We start from the raw sequence: 17,427 nt of genomic DNA on the forward strand, positions 1-17,427 counted from the left end.
GTGGCGCGGCGCGGGCATCGCAGGCGCCCCCACAGGCAGGGCTGGAAGGAATGTCGGGACCGTGCGCTAGGGTGCCGGACCCGGGCCCCCGCGAGGACGCCCGGCCGGCCCCGTCACCCCGGGTCCGGGAACCGCACCACCCCAGGAGGCACCCGTGTCCACCACCCCCACCGCCGACGCCCAGGACCGCGAGCCCACGCCCGATACCGCCGAGGACCAGGCCTTCTTCCCCTCCCCGTACTCGCTCAGCCAGTACACCGCGCCGCGCACCGACTTCGACGGCCTCTCCACCGACGCCACCACCGCGGGCCGCTGGAAGATCCTGGTGCTGGCCACCGAGGAGCGCTACATGCTGATGCAGAACGGGCGCTTCTTCTCCACCGGCAACCATCCCGTCGAGACCCTGCTGCCGATCCACCACATGGCCGAGGCCGGCTTCGAGATCGAGGTCGCCACCCTCACCGGCGCCCCCGGCAAGTTCGAGTGGTGGGCCTACCCCCACGAGGACGAGGCCGTCGCCCGCACCTGGGAGCGCCTCGCCGACCAGGTCAAGGCGCCGCGTGCGCTCGCCGAGGTGCTGGACGGCGACCTCGAGGACTACGCCGCCTTCTTCGTGCCCGGCGGGCACGGCGCCATGCTCGGCATCCCCGCCTCCACCCTGGTGCGGGACGCGCTGGATCGCTTCCTCACCGAGGACCGGCTGATCATCTCCCTGTGCCACGGCCCCGCCGCCTTCATCGCGGGCGGCCTCGGGCGGGAGACGAACCCGCTGGCCGGCTACGAGATCGTCTCCTTCCCCGACGGCCTGGACGCCGGAGCGAACCTGGAGATCGGCTACCTGCCCGGTCGCATGCCCTGGGCGCTCGGTGAGGCCCTCACCGCGCAGGGGCTCACGGTGCTGAACGACGACATGACCGGCGCGACCCACCGCGACCGCAACGTCCTCACCGGCGACTCGCCGCTCGCCGCGAACCAGCTCGGCAAGGACTCCGTCGCCGCCCTGCTGGAGCGCTTCGGCTCCTGAGACCGACCGGCGGCGGGCCCGCCCTCAGCGGGGGTCCGCCGCCCGCGCCTCCCGGAAGTCCTTCACCCGCCGCCCCTCCGTGTACGCGGCGGAGCGGTGGAAGGAGGAGTGCCGCGCGGAGCGGTAGCGCTTGGCGACCATCAGCGTCGCCTCCCCGGGCGCGCCGGTGCGGTCCGGCTCGGGGAGCGCGCGCTCGATCAGGTAGGCGTCGACAGGTGAGGTGGAGCTGGTCGCTCGGGTCGACGATCGGATCGCTCTGCTGATCACCGTGAGCCCGGAGGAGGGCGACAGCGTGCCGAGCATCGTGCTCAGCCCCGATGGCTGGTCCAGCTGGAGCGATCCCGGGCTCTGCCGACCACGGCCGACGGGACGACCGCCGCCTCGATCGTCCGCGTCGGCGACGGGGAATGGATCATCGCCGACCAGAACTCCGGGAATCTCCTGGCCTCGGAATCGGTGACCATGGCGACACGGGGAGGGACTTCGCCGGGCCGCCGTGAGGCGTCATGGCCTGGTCATGGATCGACCTGTCCCGTTCGTCAGAGCTGATCTCCTCCCCGAGTTGTTCAGGTACCGGCTCCTTGCCGTCGATGCGGACCGGCTGGTGCAGGCGGCCGGCCTTCCCACGAGCTGACGGAGGAACCCAGTCTCCGCGTGCACTCCCTGCGTGATGACCTCGCGCTCGCCCTGGCGATCCATCAGGAGGATGACGGCAGTTGGGGCCCTCTGGTCGCCGGGGCACGCATCGGGGACGAGGACTGGCTGTAGACCGAGGGCCTTTGGCCGACGGGGTCGAAGGCACCGGACGGCTCAACGCCGTCCCGGGGCCGATCCTCGCCGAGGGCTCACTGACCGCGGAAGGAAGCACGGACACCGTGCAGGTGGAGATCGCCGCGGACGGCACGACCACCGAGCACTACCGGGCCACCGATGCCGAGAGCAGGTCGCTGCCGCTCGACCTCGGCGACGGGGCGCTCCCGGCAAGCGGCTGGGTCAACCACCCCGAGGGCGACGAGCACGCCGAAGACGTGCAGACTGCGATCGGTTCCTGCCTCCCGGCCAGCGCCTACGGCGGGGAGACCTGGGGAGCGACCATCGTGCCCGGCCAGCAGGGGAGGGATGTGGACCTCACCCTGCTGCGCAATGGGGATGACCTGGTGCTCCTGGACGAGGACCGCGACACCCCGCACGCGTACCGGATCATCGATCCGCGCGGGCAGATCCCGGGGGAGTCCTCCCCAGGCTGAGAATCTGGACTCCGCCCCACTTTCCCCAGGTCACGTGATCGGATAGGCGGATGACGCCGACTCCCCTGCCGCAGTCCCGACGCCCTCTGTCCGCCGCCACGACGTCCCGTCCCCGGCGGCGCAGTCTCCTCGGGGGCGGCGCCCTCGCCGTCGGCGCCGCGCTCGGCCTCTCCTCCTGCGACGACATCGGGGAGATCGGCGGCGGGACCACCGGAGCTCTCGCCGCCGACGTCCCCCTCACGCTGACACCCTTCACCACAGAGGGCTCCCTGGTCTCGCCCCACCCGGCCCTGACCAGCTTCCGGGGCGTCATGGTCGGCGACACGAACGCCCCGGCGGCGCTGGCCACGCTCGAGCAGTCCTTGGAGCTGCGCGTCGCGGTCATCCGCGCGGACTCCGAGGACGTCACCGACCTCCCCGTCGATCCCACGACGATCGACACCACTGTCGACGAGAGCCCCGAACGGGTCCGGGTCTACGCCCGCCGCATCGTCGAGGACCGGCACGTGGTCACCATGCACACCTCGACCACTCTGGACGACTGGGAGTCCCTCGACCTCGAGGGTGAGCACCTCCACCGCGTGAGCGCCGCGGGCGACGGCCTGCTCGTCCTGGGCCGGTACGCCCACCAGCTCCGGATCATCGACGTCGCCGACGACGGAGCCCTCACCGAGCTCGAGCCCGTGTCGATCCCGGAGCAGCAGGACTGGTACATCAACCACATCGCACGGATCGAGCAGACCATCACGCTCCTGGTGAACATCGAGACCGCGACGGAGTCGTGGGCCCCGCACACCATTGCCAGCACCGACGGCGGGGCCACCTGGTCGGATCCTGTGGCCCTTCCGACCTCGGGCGACAGCACCGACGCCGGGTTCCTCGTCTCGGTCGGCTCGGAGCTCGTGGCCATCGGCACCCATCGGCAGGCCCCCAGCTGGGACGAGGACGGTCCACGGTCCACGCGACCCGTCGCGTGGAGCAGCACGGACGGGTCCACCTTCGAGCAGCAGGAGATCCCGCTGCCCACCTTCGGGCTGGAGAACTGGGTCTACGAAGGTCCGGGCGAGGTCGCCGCCGACAGCCCGGTGGACTTCCTTAGGGTCGAGGCCGGGGCGCCGGTGCGGAGCACCGCCGGCGACGAGCTGTACCTCGCCGTGACGTTCTACGACGACTGCCGCGTCGCCACCCGTTCCGTGGAGGGGGAGTGGACCGTCTCCGACAAGGTCGATGGCGTGTTCGCCTCGGACTCGGTCGCGAGTGCCGTGGCATCGCCCGGGGGAGCCGTCGTCAGCACCCGCACCTCGATCGACCAGCGGGCCGGTGAGAACGCCTTCGTCCCCATTGTCGACATCGTGACGCCGCTGAACCTGGATGTGGATCGAGCCGGGTTCATCGGGAAGTTGTCCGCCATGGTGGAGCGGAGCGGGTGGCGGCAGTCCCGATCCGACCAGCGACTGCACTCGGTCGAGGTCTTCGAGAGGAGCGGGGTCGCCCTCGACGGGGACAAGCTGGTGGAGGGCGGGGACCTCGACGAGACCCTGGCCCGGGAGCGGACCTCGTGGGTGCTCCAGCCCAGCGCGGAGGTGGGGTTCGTGATCAGCCGTCCCGAGGTCGACGGTTCGGCCGCCGGGGTGGCCGGCGAGGTGAGCATCGAGGGAGGCGACTGGCAGGAGATGACGGGGCTGCCCGAGGAGGGATCCCTCTCCGTGAGCGAACCCTTCTGGGACGGGGAGCGGTTCCTCCTGCCGATCAGCGCCGATGAGGAGGACGGCGACGCGACGATTCACCGTGGGCGGATCTTCGCCTCTCCGGACGGCGTGACCTGGGCCGATGCGGAGGAGAGCATCGACCTGGACGCCATCAGCGACGGTCTCGCCGACCACGGGAGCAGGATCGTCGGCATCGGGGAGATCGACGGCACCCTCATCGGTGTGGGCTGGGTCCGGTCCGGCGACGACGAGAGACGCTCGGCCACCTTCGTGCGCGGCGACTCCGGGTGGACCGCTCAGGTGGTGGACGGGGAGTCCCTCGAGTACACCTTCAGCCAGGTGGTCCCCGTCCCCGACGGACTGCTCGCCATGCAGCAGGGGCCCGGAATCGGCCTCCGCCATTGGACGATCGCTGCGGACGGCACGGCGAGCGAGGCGTACCGGACGAGCCACGCCGAGCAGCGGGCCCTCCCGCTCGACCTCGGCGGTGGAGCGCTGCTGGCCTGGGGAACCCTCGATCGCGCGGCAGATGCCCCGGGCGGTGACGAGGTGCAGGTGGGTGTCGGCAGTTGCCTCTGGGCCAGCGCCGACGGCGGGGAGACGTGGGGTGCCACGTTGGTCCCCGGTCAGAACGGTCGGTTCTGCGACATGGGACTGCTGTACGACGGCGACGACGTGGTGGCCTTCGTGGAGGACCCCGAGACCCCGCACGCCTACCGGATCGCCGGGGCACGGGCGCAGGTCCTCGGGGAGGACTCCGCAAGCGACGGCGGCTGACCCTCGCCGATACCCTCGGGTGATGAGCACCCGCGACGACGCCCCGCGACCCGCCACCGGCACCCGCCTGTTCCTCACCGCGCTGTTCGGCGGGATGGGCGTGCTGCACTTCGCGCAGCCCGAGCACTTCGACCGGATCGTGCCGCGGGCGCTGCCCGGCGAGGCCCGCCGCTACACCGAGGCCTCCGGGGTCGCCGAGCTGGTCGTGGCCGGTCTGCTCACCGTGCCCCGCACCCGGAGGCTCGGCGGGCTCGCCGGCACCGCCCTGGCCGTGGCCGTGTTCCCCGCGAACCTGCAGATGGCCTGGGACTGGCGGCACGAGGCGCCGCGGAAGCGCGCGATCGCCTGGGGGCGACTCCCGGTCCAGGGCCTGCTCATCGTGCAGACCCTGCGGGTCGCCCGCCGCGGCTGATCCCTGACATGCAGGAGGGCCCCGGACCGTGAACGGTCCGGGGCCCTCCCACTGCGCGCGTCGGCTCAGCTCTCGCTGACGCGGATCGCGATCTTGCCGCGGGTGTGCCCGTCCATCGAGGCGCGGAAGGCGTCGGCCGCCTCGGTCAGCGGGAAGCTGCGCGCCACGTCCACGGTGAGCACGCCCTCGTCGACCAGCTCCGCGAGGACGGCCAGGTCCTCCGGGTCGTGGCGCACCCAGATCGACTGGCCGCCGTGCTCCAGCACGGAGGGGTCGGTGATCGAGGCGTGGCGGCCGCCGTCGGCCAGCACCGCGAGGGTCTGCTCGAGCACCCCGCCGACGAAGTCCGCGACCGCGTCCACGCCCTCCGGGGCGAGCGCCCGCACCTGCTCCACGAGGCCCTCCCCGTAGGTGACGGGCTCGGCGCCCAGCTCGCGCAGGCGATCCGCGTTCGCCGCGGAGGCGGAGCCGATGACGCGGGCGCCCAGGTGGCGGGCGATCTGCACGGCGAAGGAGCCGACGCCGCCGGAGGCCGCGTGGATCAGCACGGTCGAGCCCTCGCCGACGCCCAGCCGGGCCAGGGTCTGGTAGGCGGTGAGGCCCGCGAGCGGCAGCGCGGCGGCCTGCTCCCAGCTCAGCGAGGCGGGCTTGCGGGCCAGGGTCCGCACCGGCAGCGTCATCTGCTCGGCGAGGGAGCCCTCGCCCACGCGGTCCTTGCGGCCGTAGGCCATGACCTCGTCGCCCACCTGCAGCTCGGGCACGTCCAGGCCGACCGCCTCGACCACGCCGGCGACGTCCCAGCCCGGCACGACGGGGAAGTCCACGTTCATGATCGGATCGAGGTAGCCCTGCATGATCTTCCAGTCCACGGGGTTCACGCCCGCGGCGCGCACGGCGATGCGCACCTCCGCGGGGCCCACCTTCGGGGTCTCGCGATCGGTGAGGGACAGGACGCTGGGGTCGCCGTACTCGGCGTAGGTGATGGCCTTCATGCCCGCCGCAACGTCGCGATCCGGCGGTGGCATTCCGGCTGCGGCGAACAGCGACGCGGGTCACGCGCAGCGGGTGGCGGCGAGCTCCCCCGCCACCACGGTCGCCAGCGGCCGCACCGCTCGCAGCCGTGCCGCGGCCTCCCGTGCCGCCTGCTCGAGCATCAGCCCGTCCGCCCCGCACGGCACGGGGGCGAAGACGTCCTCCTCCAGCAGCACCACGTCCGCCTGGCCGCCCACCCGCAGCGCGGGCACGCCGTCGGTGGAGGCGGCGAGCGCCTCGGCCGGCTGCAGCTGCTGGGCCGGGAACCAGGCCTCGCGGGCGTCGGCGCTACGGTGCACGGCCGCGGCCATCGCCAGCCACGGGTCGACGGGGGCGACGGGGGAGTCGGAGCCCATCAGCAGCGCCACCCCCGCGTCCTGCAGGTCCCGCAGGCGGTACGACTCGGCGGCGTGCTCCGGCCACACCTCCTCGGTGGGGTCGCGGTCGTCCAGCAGGTGCGCCGGCTGCACGGAGGCGCGCATCCCGAGCGCCGCCATCCGTGCCACGTCCTCGTCGGCCAGCAGCTGCGCATGCTCGATCCGACCCGCCGACCCGTGGGCGGCGAAGGCGTCCAGCACCACCCCCACCGCCGCGTCGCCGATGGCGTGCACCGCCGCCCCGAGCCCGCGTTCGGCGGCTCGCGACAGCAGTGCGACCAGGTCCTCCGCCACTTCGGAGAGCACCCCGTAGCCGCCGCCGAGCGGATGCGCATCGGGCTGGCCGGAAAAGGCGTAGGGGTGGCGGCAGTAGGCCGAGCGGGAGCCCAGGGAGCCGTCGGCGATCACCTTCAGCGGTCCCATCGTGACCAGGCCGTCCGAGCCGAGCGGGGTGCCGCTCGGGCCGGGCACGGCCTCCAGGCCGGAGGCGTAGGTCGCGGTGCGCACCCGCATCCGCGCCTCGCGCCCCTGCCAGAGCCGCCAGTTCGTCGCCCACTCCATGTCGGTCAGGCCCACCACGCCGCGGGCCAGGGCGTCCTGCTGCATCCGGGTGACGCCGGCCTCGAGGTCGCGGCTGACGCCCGGCAGGTCGTCCAGATGGGCGACCGCGTCGAACCACTCGTCCTCGGCGACGATGCCGCGCCGCGGCGCGAGGCCCAGCCCGGCCAGGGCCGCCGAGTTCATCCAGGCGTGGTGCGCGTCCCCGCCGATCAGCACGACAGGGCGGCGCTCGCCGGTGACGGCGTCCAGGGCCGCGACGGTCGGCTCCCCGGCCATGTCCACCAGGCGGTGGCCGAAGCCGACCAGCGCGTCCGGGCCGTCCCCGCGCTGCTGCAGGGCCGCGTGGAGGTGGCGCAGCATCTCGTCCACCGAGGCGATGCCGGCGGTGTCCAGCCGGGCATACCCCTGGGCGGTCTGGCCCACGTGCACGTGGTGGTCCCACAGCCCCGGGATCGCGAGCGCCCCGCCCGCCTCGTGCACGGCCTCGCCGGCGTGGGCGGGCAGGCCGGGGCCGATCTCCGCGATTACGCCGTCGCGCAGGCGCAGGGAGGTGACGGCGGAGGAGCCGGGCAGGGTGACGTCTCGCAGCAGCACCCGCCGAGCCTATCCAGCCCCGCCCCGTACACAGACCTGGCTGTGGTGGTAGGCAACGTGCACATATGCAGGCTGCCTACCACCACAGCCAGGTCTGTGCACGGTCCCTCTCCCCTCCGTGCTCCCGGAGCCATGACAGCTGTCATGACGCCTCCGTGACGACGCCCCCTGGGGGCACCACCCGGCCGCGCCGCAGGCTGGAGCCATGAACACCACCGGCCCCGCCACCCCCGCCATCGAGATCCGCGACCTGGTCAAGTCCTTCGGCGAGCTGACGGCCGTCGACCACCTCGACCTTTCCGTCCCCCGCGGCCAGATGCTCGCCCTGCTCGGCCCCAACGGCGCCGGCAAGTCCACCACCACCGAGATGATCCTCGGCATCACCGCCCCCAGCTCCGGCAGCGTGCAGGTCGCCGGGATGAGCCCCGCCAAGGCCGCCCAGCAGGGACTGGTGGGGGCGATGCTGCAGAACGGCGCCCTCCTGGAGGACGTCCCCGTGCGGTCCATGCTCTCCCTGGTCGCCGGCGTCTGCGCGCACCCGCTGCCCCTGGACGACGTGATCGAGCGCGCCGACATCGCCCCGCTGCTGCGCCGCAACACCTCCAAGCTCTCCGGCGGCGAGGCCCAGCGGGTGCGCTTCGCCCTCGCCCTGCTGCCCGACCCCGAGGTGATGCTGCTGGACGAGCCCACCGTCGCGATGGACGTCGAGACCCGCCGCCGCTTCTGGGAGCGCATGCGGGCCGTCGCCGCCGAGGGCCGCACCATCGTCTTCGCCACCCACTACCTCGAGGAGGCCGACCAGCAGGCCGCCCGCGTCGTGGTCATGGACCGCGGCCGGGTGGTCGCCGACGGCACCGGCGCCGAGATCAAGTCCCGCATCGGCGGCCGTGCCATCACCCTCGTCCCCCTCGACGGACCCGAGACGGTGGACGACCTGGCCCGCCTGGCCGGCGTCACCTCGGTGGACCTCCTCGAGGACGGCCGGCTGCACCTCTCCTCCCGGGACTCCGACGCCACCCTCGCGGCGCTGTTCGCCCCCGGCGGGCCGGGCGCCGAGGGCAGGGTCCGCGACCTCGCGGTCTCCCAGCCCAGCCTCGAAGAGGCCTTCGTCCAGCTCACAAGCCACTGACCCCCACACCCCACCCCTGTCCAGGAGGACGCCATGACCACCGCCGACCTGACCTCAGCCGACCGCACCACCCTCGTCCCCAGCTCGCCCGCCGAGCGACCCTCGCGGCCCCGGGTCTCCGACACCCGCCGCACCATTCGCTACACGGGCATGACCACGGTGCTCACCCTCCGCAACGGCATGTTCGTGTTCTTCACGGTGGCGCTGCCGATCATCATGTTCCTGCTGCTGGACGCGATGTACGGGGACTACAGCGCCGGGGACGCCACCGTCGGCGCCGTGCTGATGACCAACATGGCGGCCTACGGCGGCCTCGGTGCGGCGCTGAACGCCGGCTCGATGATCCAACTGGAGCGGGCGAGCGGCTGGCTCCGTCAGCTCACGGTGGCCGGGCTGACCCCCCGCAGCTTCGTGATCGGCAAGCTGGTCGCCGCGATGGTCGTGGTGCTGCCCGCGCTGATCGGTGTGTTCCTCGCCGGTGTGCTGGTGGCCGGGGTGGAGCTGACCTGGCCCGTCGCCCTGCGCACCCTCGGCCTGCTGTGGATCGCGATGCTGCCGCTGGTGCTGCTGGGCCTGGCCATCGGCCTCGCGCTCAAGCCCAGCGCCGTCAGCGCCGTGACCACCATCGGCTCCCTGCTGCTGGCCCTGCTCGGCGGCCTCTGGTTCCCGCTGGAGATGTTCCCCGACTGGACCCTCACCGTCTCCCGCCTCACCCCCACCTACTGGGTCGGACAGCTCGGCTCCTGGGGCATCGGCGCCGGCGAGGGATCGCTGATGGCCCTGGCGGTGCTGGGCGGCTGGACTCTCGGGCTCGGCCTGCTGTGCGCGCTGCTGCTGCGCCGCGCCACCCGCGCCGCCTCCCGGCGCTGACCGCGAGCATCCGCTCCGCCCGAGGATCCCGGTGCCCGACCGGGAGCCTCGGGTCGTCGCCCGGCCTGCCAGAATCACCCCAGCGAGCGTCCCCCGCGGACCCGACCCGGAAGGAGAGCCCCGTGCCCCGTCGGCCCTCCCCGCACTTCCAGGACATCACCGAGCGCCCCCACCCCCTCACGCCGCGCGGCGTGGCACGGGCGGCCGTCGAGTCCCAGGCGATGCTCTACACCGGCCCGCCGCTGCTGTTCATGCTCTACACGCTGATCCCGGCATGGATCGCCGGGCCGCCGTGGCGCGCCGCGGGCGTCACCGTCCTGGTGCTGGTCTTCGCGCTGCTGTTCCTGGGCAGCACCGGCATCCGCGCCTACCCGCCGCGGGACCGCCGCCGCTGGCTCGCGGCGAGCTGGCTGATCATGGGCCTGCTGGCCCTGCTGATCGGGCCCGGCACGCTCTACCTGGTCATGTACATGCAGATGCTGCACGGCATGCTGCTGCCGCAGCGCTGGGCCCGCCCGACCGTGGTGCTGCTGACGGCGGCCGTGATCATCGGCGGTCTGATCAGCGAGAACCTGGTCGCCGTGGTCCTCGCCGCGATGGGCATGGCCCTCGCCATCGGCATCGGCAGCGCCATCGAACGGGACATCCTGAAGGAGCAGCTGGAGACCGTCGAGCAGCGCAACGCCGTGCTGGCCGTCGCCGCCGAGCGCGAGCGCATCGGACGGGACCTGCACGACATCCTCGGCCACTCGCTGACCACCATCACGGTCTCCGCCCAGCTCGCCCAGCGCCTCATCGACGCCGACCCGGAGGCGGCCCGCGCGCAGCTCGCCGAGATCGAGCGCCTCTCCCGGCAGTCCCTCGCCGACACCCGGGCCACCGCCAGCGGCATGCAGCAGGTGCGGGTCGCCACGGAGGTCGCCTCCGCGCGCAGCGTCCTCGCCGCCGCCGGGATCGAGCCGGAGGTGCCCGTCGCGCTGCCGGCCCTCGACGAGCAGCGCGCCGAGCTGTTCGGCTACGTCGTGCGCGAGGGCGTCACCAACGTGGTGCGCCACTCGCGGGCCACGACCTGCACGATCAGCGTGGAGGAGGAGTCCGTGGAGGTCCGCGACGACGGCGTCGGCATCCCCGCGGGGCGCGGCCGCACCGGGCTGGAGGGTCTGGCCGCCCGGGTCGCCGAGGCCGGGGGTGCGCTGCACGTCGGTCCCGCCGAGGAGCCGGACGGTGCGGGGCCCGGTGCCTCTGACGCTGCTGCGGCTCGGCCCGGCACGGACCCCTCCCGTCCCGGGACCCGCCTGCTCGCCACGCTCCCCGTCCCCCAGCCCACCCCGACCGTCGGAGGTTCCGCATGAGCACCCCGATCCGTGTCGCCCTCGCCGACGACCAGGCGATCCTCCGCGGCGGCCTCGCCGCGCTGCTCGCCATGGAGACCGACCTCGAGGTGGTCGGCCAGGCCGCCGACTGCGCCGCCACCTGCGACCTCGTCGCCGCCGACGCCCCCGACGTGCTGCTGCTGGACGTGCAGATGCCCGCCGGCACCCGCGCCGACGGCAGCCCCGGCCCGGCCGACGGCATCGGCGTGGCCGAAGGGCTCCGCGACGCCGGGTCCGCCACCCGCGTGATCGTCCTGACCACCTTCGGCCGCGCCGGCTACCTGCGCCGCACCCTTGAGGCCGGGGCCAGCGGCTTCATGGTCAAGGACAGCCCCGTCGAGCGTCTGGTCGACGCCGTGCGGCGCGTCCACCAGGGCCTACGCGTCGTCGACCCCGAGCTGGCCGCGCAGTCCCTCGCCGCCGGACCCAACCCGCTCAGCAGCAAGGAGACCGCCGTGCTGCAGGCTGCCGCAGGCGGGGGCACCACCGCCCAGGTCGCCGCGGCCGTGTTCCTCTCCGAGGGGACGGTGCGCAACCACATCTCCTCGGCCATCGGGAAGCTCGGCGTCACCAACCGCGCCGAGGCCGTCCGCGCCGCCACGGAGAACGGCTGGATCTGAGCCCCGGCCGCTCCGATGAACGGGCGCCGCCGATCGTCGAGGAGTGTCCACCCGACGCCTGGGTCGCGGAGGGACCTGACCCCGGCGCCGTCGCCGTCCACCCCGACCGCCGTCCTGCGGCCCCCGCCGCCGACCCCGTAGGCTTTCGTGGTGCACACGCTCGAATCCGTCCTGACCATGCTGATCCACATCAGCGTGCCCGGATTCGCGATCGCCTCGATGTTGTCGATGGGCCTGCGCACCCCGCTGCAGTCCTTCCGGAACCAGCTGCGCGACCGTCGCACGGTGCTCGCCCTGCTCGGCGCGAACTTCGTGGTCGTCCCCGCCGTCGGCACCCTCATCATCGGCCTGCTCAACGGGCTGCTGCCCGAGCAGACGGGGGAGGGCTTCATCATCGCCCTGTGCGCCGCGGGGGCGCCCTTCGTGCTGCAGCTCGGCGCGATGGCGCGCATCCCCTACGGCGAGAGCGCCGGACCGATGACGGTGCTGCTGCTCGGCTCGATCGCCTTCATCCCGCTGGTGGTGCCGTTCCTGCTCAGCGACGTGGACGTGCACGGCTGGGCGGTGGCGCGGCTGCTGCTGGGCACGATGCTCTCCCCGATGATCGCCGGGATCGTGATCGCCGCCGTCTGGCCCGGCAGGGCCGACCTGCTGGCCCGCATCGCCGGCTCCACCGCCGCGGTGTCGGCCGTGCTGATGTTCCTCTCCGGCTTCGGCTCGAACACCGAGCTGCTGCTCACCGTGCTGATGTCCCCGGCGCTGCTGGTGGCCGTGGGGCTGATAGTGCTGGCCTTCTTCACGGGCCGCGCGGCGGGCGACCTCGCCGGGGACTCCCTCACGGTCTCCGACGGGCCTGCCATCCTCACCTCCCAGCGCAACATCGCCGCCGCCCTGCTGGTCGCGCGTGCCGGTGGCACCGACGACTCGGTGGTGGTGGCGATCCTCGTGCTCAGCGCGGTGGGCTTCGTGATGCTGGTGCCCTACGCCCTGGTGATGGGCGCCCTGCGCCGCCGTCGTGATGGGGAGAAGATCACCCTCGGCGTGCTCCTCGGCATCGTCGGTCCCAAGTCCGACTGAGCCCGGACGAGCTCACCGGCCCGGGCGGAAGCGGCCCTCGCCCTCCCTGGCCCTGGGAGGAACGCGCCCGCGCCCCTGCGGGCTGAGCTTTTCCTCGGCTCCCTTCCACCAGCGGAAGCCAGCCGACCAAAAGCTCGCGCCTCGGGGTGAGCCACGCGCCCCGCGCCGGTCCGGTCGGCGCGTGAGGCGGGACGCGGGGCCCGTGACAGATACCCCCAGGGGGTATAAACTGGCGTCGTCGCCACGTCGGAGGAGGAGTCCGTGAGCACCGCATCGGAGCCCGTCACGCCCGTTCAGGTCATCGACCTCGAGGTGGGCGGGATGACCTGCGCGAGCTGCGCCGCCCGCATCGAGAAGAAGCTGGGCAAGCTCGAGGGGGTCACCGCCTCGGTCAACTATGCGACCGAGAAGGCCAGCGTGCAGGTGCCGCCCGGCACCACCGCCGAGGACCTCATCGCCGTCGTCGAGCGCACCGGGTACACCGCCCAGGTGCCCACCCCGCCCGCGCCGGACCCCGTCGAGTCGCAGGCCGACGAGGACGAGGACCCCGAGCTGCGGAGCCTCCGCCAGCGGCTGATCGGTGCCGCGATCCTCACCGTGCCCGTGATCGCCCTGGCCATGATCCCCGCGCTCCAGTTCGACTACTGGGGCTTCGCCTCGCTCGTGCTGGCCGCGCCCGTCGTGGTCTGGGCCGGTTGGCCCTTCCACCGCGCGGCCCTGATCAACCTCCGCCACGGCGCCGCCACCATGGACACCCTGGTCTCGCTCGGCACCTCCGCCGCCTTCCTCTGGTCCGTCGTCGCGCTGTTCCTCGGCACCGCGGGCGAGCCCGGCATGCACCACGGCTTCAGCCTCACCCTGCAGCGCAGCGACGGCCTGAGCAGCATCTACCTCGAGGTCGCCGCCGGGGTCATCACCTTCGTGCTGCTCGGCCGCTACCTCGAGACCCGCTCCAAGCGGCAGGCCGGCGCGGCCCTGCGCGCCCTGCTGCGGCTCGGCGCCAAGCAGGTCGCAGTGCTGCGCGAGGGCCGCGAGCAGACCATCCCCGTCGAGCAGCTCGCCGTGGGGGAGGAGTTCGTCGTCCGCCCCGGTCAGACCATCGCCACCGACGGGCAGGTCGTCTCCGGCTCCAGCGCCGTCGACCGCTCGATGATCACCGGCGAGTCCGTGCCCGTCGAGGTCGCCGAGGGTGAGGAGGTCACCGGCGGCACCGTCAACGCCGGCGGGCGCCTGATCGTCCGTGCCACCCGCGTCGGCGCCGACACCCAGCTCGCGAGGATGGCGAAGCTGGTGGAGGACGCCCAGTCCGGCAAGGCCGCCGTGCAGCGTCTGGCCGACCGGGTCGCCTCCGTGTTCGTGCCGATCGTGCTGGTCATCGCCGCCGTGACCCTGGTGGCCTGGCTGGTCACCGGCCACCCGCTGGCCACCGCCGTCACCGCGACCGTCGCGGTGCTGATCATCGCCTGCCCCTGCGCGCTGGGCCTGGCGACCCCGACGGCGCTGCTGGTCGGCACCGGCCGCGGCGCCCAGCTCGGCGTGCTCATCAAGGGCCCCGAGGTGCTCGAGTCCACCCGCCGCGTCGACACGATCGTGCTGGACAAGACCGGCACCGTCACCACCGGCACCATGACCCTGCAGGAGGCCGTCCCCGCCGAGGGGACCGACCGGGCCGAGCTGCTGCGCCGCGCCGGCGCCGTCGAGGCCGCCTCCGAGCACCCCATCGCCCGCGCCGTCGCCGAGGCCGCCCGCACCGAGCTCGGCACCCTGCCCGAGGTCACCGACTTCACGAACCTCCCGGGGCAGGGCGCCCGCGGCACCGTCGACGGCACCGAGGTGCAGGTCGGCCGCGGCATCTCCCTCCAGGACGCCGACGCCGCCCTGATCGCCGCCCAGGACCGAGCCCGCGCTGTCGGCCGCACCACCGTGCCGGTCGCCTGGGACGGTCGGGTGCGCGGCCTGCTCGCCGTGGCCGACGGGGTGAAGCCCACCAGCGCCGAGGCCATCGCCGGGCTGCGCGCCCAGGGCCTCGAGCCGGTGCTGCTGACCGGCGACCATACGGCCGTCGCCCGTGCCGTCGCCGCCGAGGTCGGCATCGAGCGGGTCATCGCCGAGGTCATGCCCGAGGACAAGGTCGAGGCCGTGACCGCACTGCAGACCGAGGGGAAGGTCGTCGCGATGGTCGGGGACGGCGTGAACGACGCCCCCGCGCTCGCCGCCGCCGACCTCGGCATGGCGATGGGCACCGGCACCGACGTCGCCATCGAGGCCGCCGACATCACCCTGGTGCGCGGCGACCTGCGTTCCGCCGTCGACGCCATCCACCTGTCCCGTCGCACCCTCGGCACGATCAAGGGCAACCTGTTCTGGGCCTTCGCCTACAACGCCGCCGCGATCCCGGTGGCCGCGCTGGGCCTGCTGAACCCGATGCTGGCCGGCGCCGCGATGGCCTTCTCCAGCGTGTTCGTGGTGAGCAACAGCCTGCGCCTGCGCGGCGTGCGCTCCCGTTCCGGGGCGGGGGAGGCGCGATGAACGAGCACGACCACACCGGTCACGGCGACCACTCCGGTCACGGCGACCACTCCGGTCATGACGGCCACTCCGGTCATGACGGCCACTCCGGGCACGGCGGCCACGCCGCGATGTTCGGCCGGCTGTTCTGGATCATGCTGGCCCTGGCGATCCCCGTCGTCGCCTTCGACGCGATGTTCGCCCACCTCCTCGGCTACATGCTGCCCACCACCGGGATCGTCCCCTGGATCTCCCCGGTCCTCGGCACCGTCATGTACGTCTGGGGCGGCAAACCGTTCCTGACCGGCGCCGTCTCCGAGATCCGCGCCCGCGCGCCCGGGATGATGCTGCTCATCGGACTCGCGATCACCGTCGCCTACCTCGCCTCACTGGGCTCCTCGTTGGGCCTGCTCGACGCCGAGCTCGACTTCTGGTGGGAGCTGGCCCTGCTGGTGGTCATCATGCTGCTGGGGCACTGGGTGGAGATGCGGTCCTTGGCCAGCACGTCCTCCGCCTTGGACTCCCTGGCCGCGCTGCTGCCCGACACCGCCGAACGACTCGAGGACTCGGGCGGCGAAGAAACGCTGGTCGAGGTGGCCCCCGCAGACCTCACCGTCGGCGACCGGGTGCTCGTGCGTCCCGGCGCCTCCGTGCCCGCCGACGGCCGGATCGTGTCCGGCGGCGCCGCGATGGACGAATCGATGATCACCGGCGAGTCCGTGCCCGTCCGCCGCGGCGAGGGCGAGGACGTCGTCGCCGGGACCGTCGCCACCGATGCCTCCCTGCGCGTGGAGATCACCGGCGTCGGCGAGGACACCGCGCTCGCCGGCATCCAGCGCCTGGTGGCCGACGCCCAGAGCTCCAGCTCCCGCGCCCAGCGCCTCGCCGACCGCGCCGCCGCCCTGCTGTTCTGGTACGCCCTCGGCGCCGCCGTGATCACCGTGATCGCCTGGTCGCTGCTCGGCACCCCCGACGACGCCGTCACCCGCGCCATCACCGTCCTCGTGATCGCCTGCCCCCACGCCCTGGGCCTCGCGATCCCGCTGGTCGTGGCCATCTCCACCGAGAAGGCCGCCCGCGCCGGGGTGCTGGTCACCGACCGCCTCGCGCTGGAGTCCCTGCGCACCGTCGACACCGTCGTGTTCGACAAGACCGGCACCCTCACCCGCGGCGAGCCGACCGTGCTCGAGGTCCACCCGGCCGCGGATGCCGGCCCCGACGAGGAGCGGCTGCTGGCCCTCGCGGCCGCCGCCGAGTCCGAGAGCGAGCACCCGCTGGCGCAGGCGATCCGCCGCGCCGCCGAGCAGCGCGACCTCGACGTGCCCCGCGCCACCGAGGTCACCACCGACGCCGGCTCCGGCGTCACCGCGCTGGTCGAGGGCCGACGGATCGCCGTCGGCGGCCCCCACCTGCTGGACACCCACGGCGCGATCGAACTGGACGTCGCCGCCACCTGGCGCGAGGACGGCGCGATCATCCTGCACGTGCTGGACGGGGACGCCGTGATCGGGGCGCTGAAGCTGGCCGACGAGATCCGCCCCGAGTCCCGCGCCGCCGTCGACGCCCTGCACGAGCGCGGCGTCGAGGTGGTCATGATGACCGGCGACGCCGAGGCCGTGGCCCGCAGCGTCGCCCGCGAGCTCGGCATCGACCGGGTCCACGCCGGGGTGCGCCCCGAGGACAAGGCCGGGCAGGTCGCCGCCCTGCAGGAGGAGGACCGCAGGGTCGCGATGGTCGGCGACGGCGTGAACGACGCCCCGGCGCTCGCCCGCGCCGACGTCGGCCTCGCCATCGGCGCCGGCACCGATGTCGCGATCGGCTCCGCCGGGGTGGTGCTCGCGAGCTCCGACCCGCGCGGCGTGGTCGTGGTGCGCGAACTCTCCGCGGCCGCCTACCGGAAGATGGTGCAGAACCTGTGGTGGGCGGCCGGGTACAACCTCCTCTCGGTGCCGCTCGCCGCCGGGGTGCTCGCCCCGATCGGGTTCGTGATGCCGATGAGCGTCGGCGCCATCCTCATGTCTCTGTCCACCGTGGTGGTGGCGCTGAACGCGCAGCTGCTGCGGCGGGTGGACCTCAGCGCGGAGGCGGTCGCGCCGGTGCGGTGAGGAGGGCTGCAT

The 17,427-nt window shown here is 73.5% G+C and carries 14 protein-coding genes; 11 read left to right on the forward strand and 3 right to left on the reverse strand.

Features of this window, described 5'->3' with window-relative positions; genetic code table 11:
- The first annotated feature begins 154 nt into the window (after window positions 1–154).
- Window positions 155–1,024 (forward strand): glyoxalase III HchA, encoded by an 870-nt coding sequence (gene hchA, locus OM98_RS05645; RefSeq protein WP_010533626.1) that lies wholly within the window; start codon window positions 155–157, stop codon window positions 1,022–1,024.
- A 24-nt stretch (window positions 1,025–1,048) separates the two neighbouring features.
- Here hchA and OM98_RS05650 read toward each other — a convergent pair whose 3' ends face one another.
- Entirely contained in the window at window positions 1,049–1,327 is a 279-nt protein-coding gene (locus OM98_RS05650; protein WP_010533627.1) for a hypothetical protein, read from the reverse strand.
- A gap of 572 nt (window positions 1,328–1,899) precedes the next feature.
- Here OM98_RS05650 and OM98_RS05655 point away from each other — a divergent pair.
- Genes OM98_RS05655 through OM98_RS05665 form a run of 3 tightly spaced genes read left to right on the forward strand, consistent with a single transcriptional unit; the run spans window position 1,900 to window position 5,169 of the window.
- The gene (locus OM98_RS05655; protein WP_139017581.1) at window positions 1,900–2,271 is read left to right on the forward strand and encodes a hypothetical protein; all 372 of its coding nucleotides are present in this window, start codon (window positions 1,900–1,902) and stop codon (window positions 2,269–2,271) included.
- A gap of 50 nt (window positions 2,272–2,321) precedes the next feature.
- A complete protein-coding gene (locus OM98_RS05660; protein ID WP_010533629.1) occupies window positions 2,322–4,757 on the forward strand; it encodes a hypothetical protein in 2,436 nt (811 codons plus the stop codon).
- A 22-nt stretch (window positions 4,758–4,779) separates the two neighbouring features.
- Complete coding sequence (locus OM98_RS05665; protein WP_010533630.1) at window positions 4,780–5,169, forward strand: DoxX family protein; 390 nt, start codon at window positions 4,780–4,782, stop codon at window positions 5,167–5,169.
- 65 nt (window positions 5,170–5,234) lie between these two features.
- Here the strand turns inward: OM98_RS05665 and OM98_RS05670 are convergent, their stop codons facing one another.
- Both OM98_RS05670 and OM98_RS05675 read right to left on the reverse strand, forming a co-directional pair.
- The gene (locus OM98_RS05670) at window positions 5,235–6,161 is read right to left on the reverse strand and encodes an NADP-dependent oxidoreductase (protein WP_010533631.1); all 927 of its coding nucleotides are present in this window, start codon (window positions 6,159–6,161) and stop codon (window positions 5,235–5,237) included.
- Between the two features lie 60 nt (window positions 6,162–6,221).
- Window positions 6,222–7,733: an amidohydrolase gene (locus OM98_RS05675; RefSeq protein ID WP_010533632.1), complete on the reverse strand. Its 1,512-nt coding sequence runs from the start codon at window positions 7,731–7,733 to the stop codon at window positions 6,222–6,224.
- 205 nt (window positions 7,734–7,938) lie between these two features.
- Here OM98_RS05675 and OM98_RS05680 point away from each other — a divergent pair, with 205 nt between their 5' ends.
- The 7 genes from OM98_RS05680 to OM98_RS05710 all read left to right on the forward strand — a co-directional run bounded on the left by OM98_RS05680 (window position 7,939) and on the right by OM98_RS05710 (window position 17,415).
- Window positions 7,939–8,862, forward strand: coding sequence for an ABC transporter ATP-binding protein (locus tag OM98_RS05680; protein WP_010533633.1), 924 nt, complete (start codon window positions 7,939–7,941; stop codon window positions 8,860–8,862).
- A 33-nt stretch (window positions 8,863–8,895) separates the two neighbouring features.
- Complete coding sequence (locus OM98_RS05685; RefSeq protein ID WP_010533634.1) at window positions 8,896–9,732, forward strand: ABC transporter permease; 837 nt, start codon at window positions 8,896–8,898, stop codon at window positions 9,730–9,732.
- Between the two features lie 122 nt (window positions 9,733–9,854).
- The gene (locus OM98_RS05690) at window positions 9,855–11,084 is read left to right on the forward strand and encodes an ATP-binding protein (protein ID WP_010533635.1); all 1,230 of its coding nucleotides are present in this window, start codon (window positions 9,855–9,857) and stop codon (window positions 11,082–11,084) included.
- Window positions 11,081–11,725 (forward strand): response regulator transcription factor, encoded by a 645-nt coding sequence (locus tag OM98_RS05695; RefSeq protein ID WP_010533636.1) that lies wholly within the window; start codon window positions 11,081–11,083, stop codon window positions 11,723–11,725. Before OM98_RS05690 ends, OM98_RS05695 begins: the two co-directional genes overlap by 4 nt.
- Window positions 11,726–11,875: 150 nt before the next feature.
- On the forward strand, window positions 11,876–12,802 hold the full coding sequence (locus OM98_RS05700; RefSeq protein ID WP_010533637.1) for a Na+-dependent transporter: 927 nt from the start codon (window positions 11,876–11,878) through the stop codon (window positions 12,800–12,802).
- A gap of 261 nt (window positions 12,803–13,063) precedes the next feature.
- On the forward strand, window positions 13,064–15,331 hold the full coding sequence (locus OM98_RS05705) for a heavy metal translocating P-type ATPase (protein WP_010533638.1): 2,268 nt from the start codon (window positions 13,064–13,066) through the stop codon (window positions 15,329–15,331).
- Window positions 15,328–17,415 (forward strand): heavy metal translocating P-type ATPase, encoded by a 2,088-nt coding sequence (locus OM98_RS05710; RefSeq protein WP_010533639.1) that lies wholly within the window; start codon window positions 15,328–15,330, stop codon window positions 17,413–17,415. The genes OM98_RS05705 and OM98_RS05710 overlap by 4 nt, the downstream gene beginning before the upstream one ends.
- Window positions 17,416–17,427: the final 12 nt, after the last annotated feature.

The organism is Brachybacterium squillarum M-6-3 (assembly GCF_000225825.1).
In the GTDB taxonomy this organism is placed as follows: domain Bacteria; phylum Actinomycetota; class Actinomycetes; order Actinomycetales; family Dermabacteraceae; genus Brachybacterium; species Brachybacterium squillarum.

Bases quoted from the DNA above. Each gene is read 5' to 3' on its own strand.
- OM98_RS05665 (WP_010533630.1), top strand. From the start codon at position 4,780: ATGAGCACCCGCGACGACGCCCCGCGACCCGCCACCGGCACCCGCCTG.
- OM98_RS05660 (WP_010533629.1), top strand. From the start codon at position 2,322: ATGACGCCGACTCCCCTGCCGCAGTCCCGACGCCCTCTGTCCGCCGCC.
- OM98_RS05695 (WP_010533636.1), top strand. From the start codon at position 11,081: ATGAGCACCCCGATCCGTGTCGCCCTCGCCGACGACCAGGCGATCCTC.
- OM98_RS05685 (WP_010533634.1), top strand. From the start codon at position 8,896: ATGACCACCGCCGACCTGACCTCAGCCGACCGCACCACCCTCGTCCCC.
- OM98_RS05710 (WP_010533639.1), top strand. From the start codon at position 15,328: ATGAACGAGCACGACCACACCGGTCACGGCGACCACTCCGGTCACGGC.
- OM98_RS05670 (WP_010533631.1), bottom strand. From the start codon at position 6,161: ATGAAGGCCATCACCTACGCCGAGTACGGCGACCCCAGCGTCCTGTCC.
- OM98_RS05680 (WP_010533633.1), top strand. From the start codon at position 7,939: ATGAACACCACCGGCCCCGCCACCCCCGCCATCGAGATCCGCGACCTG.
- OM98_RS05650 (WP_010533627.1), bottom strand. From the start codon at position 1,327: ATGCTCGGCACGCTGTCGCCCTCCTCCGGGCTCACGGTGATCAGCAGA.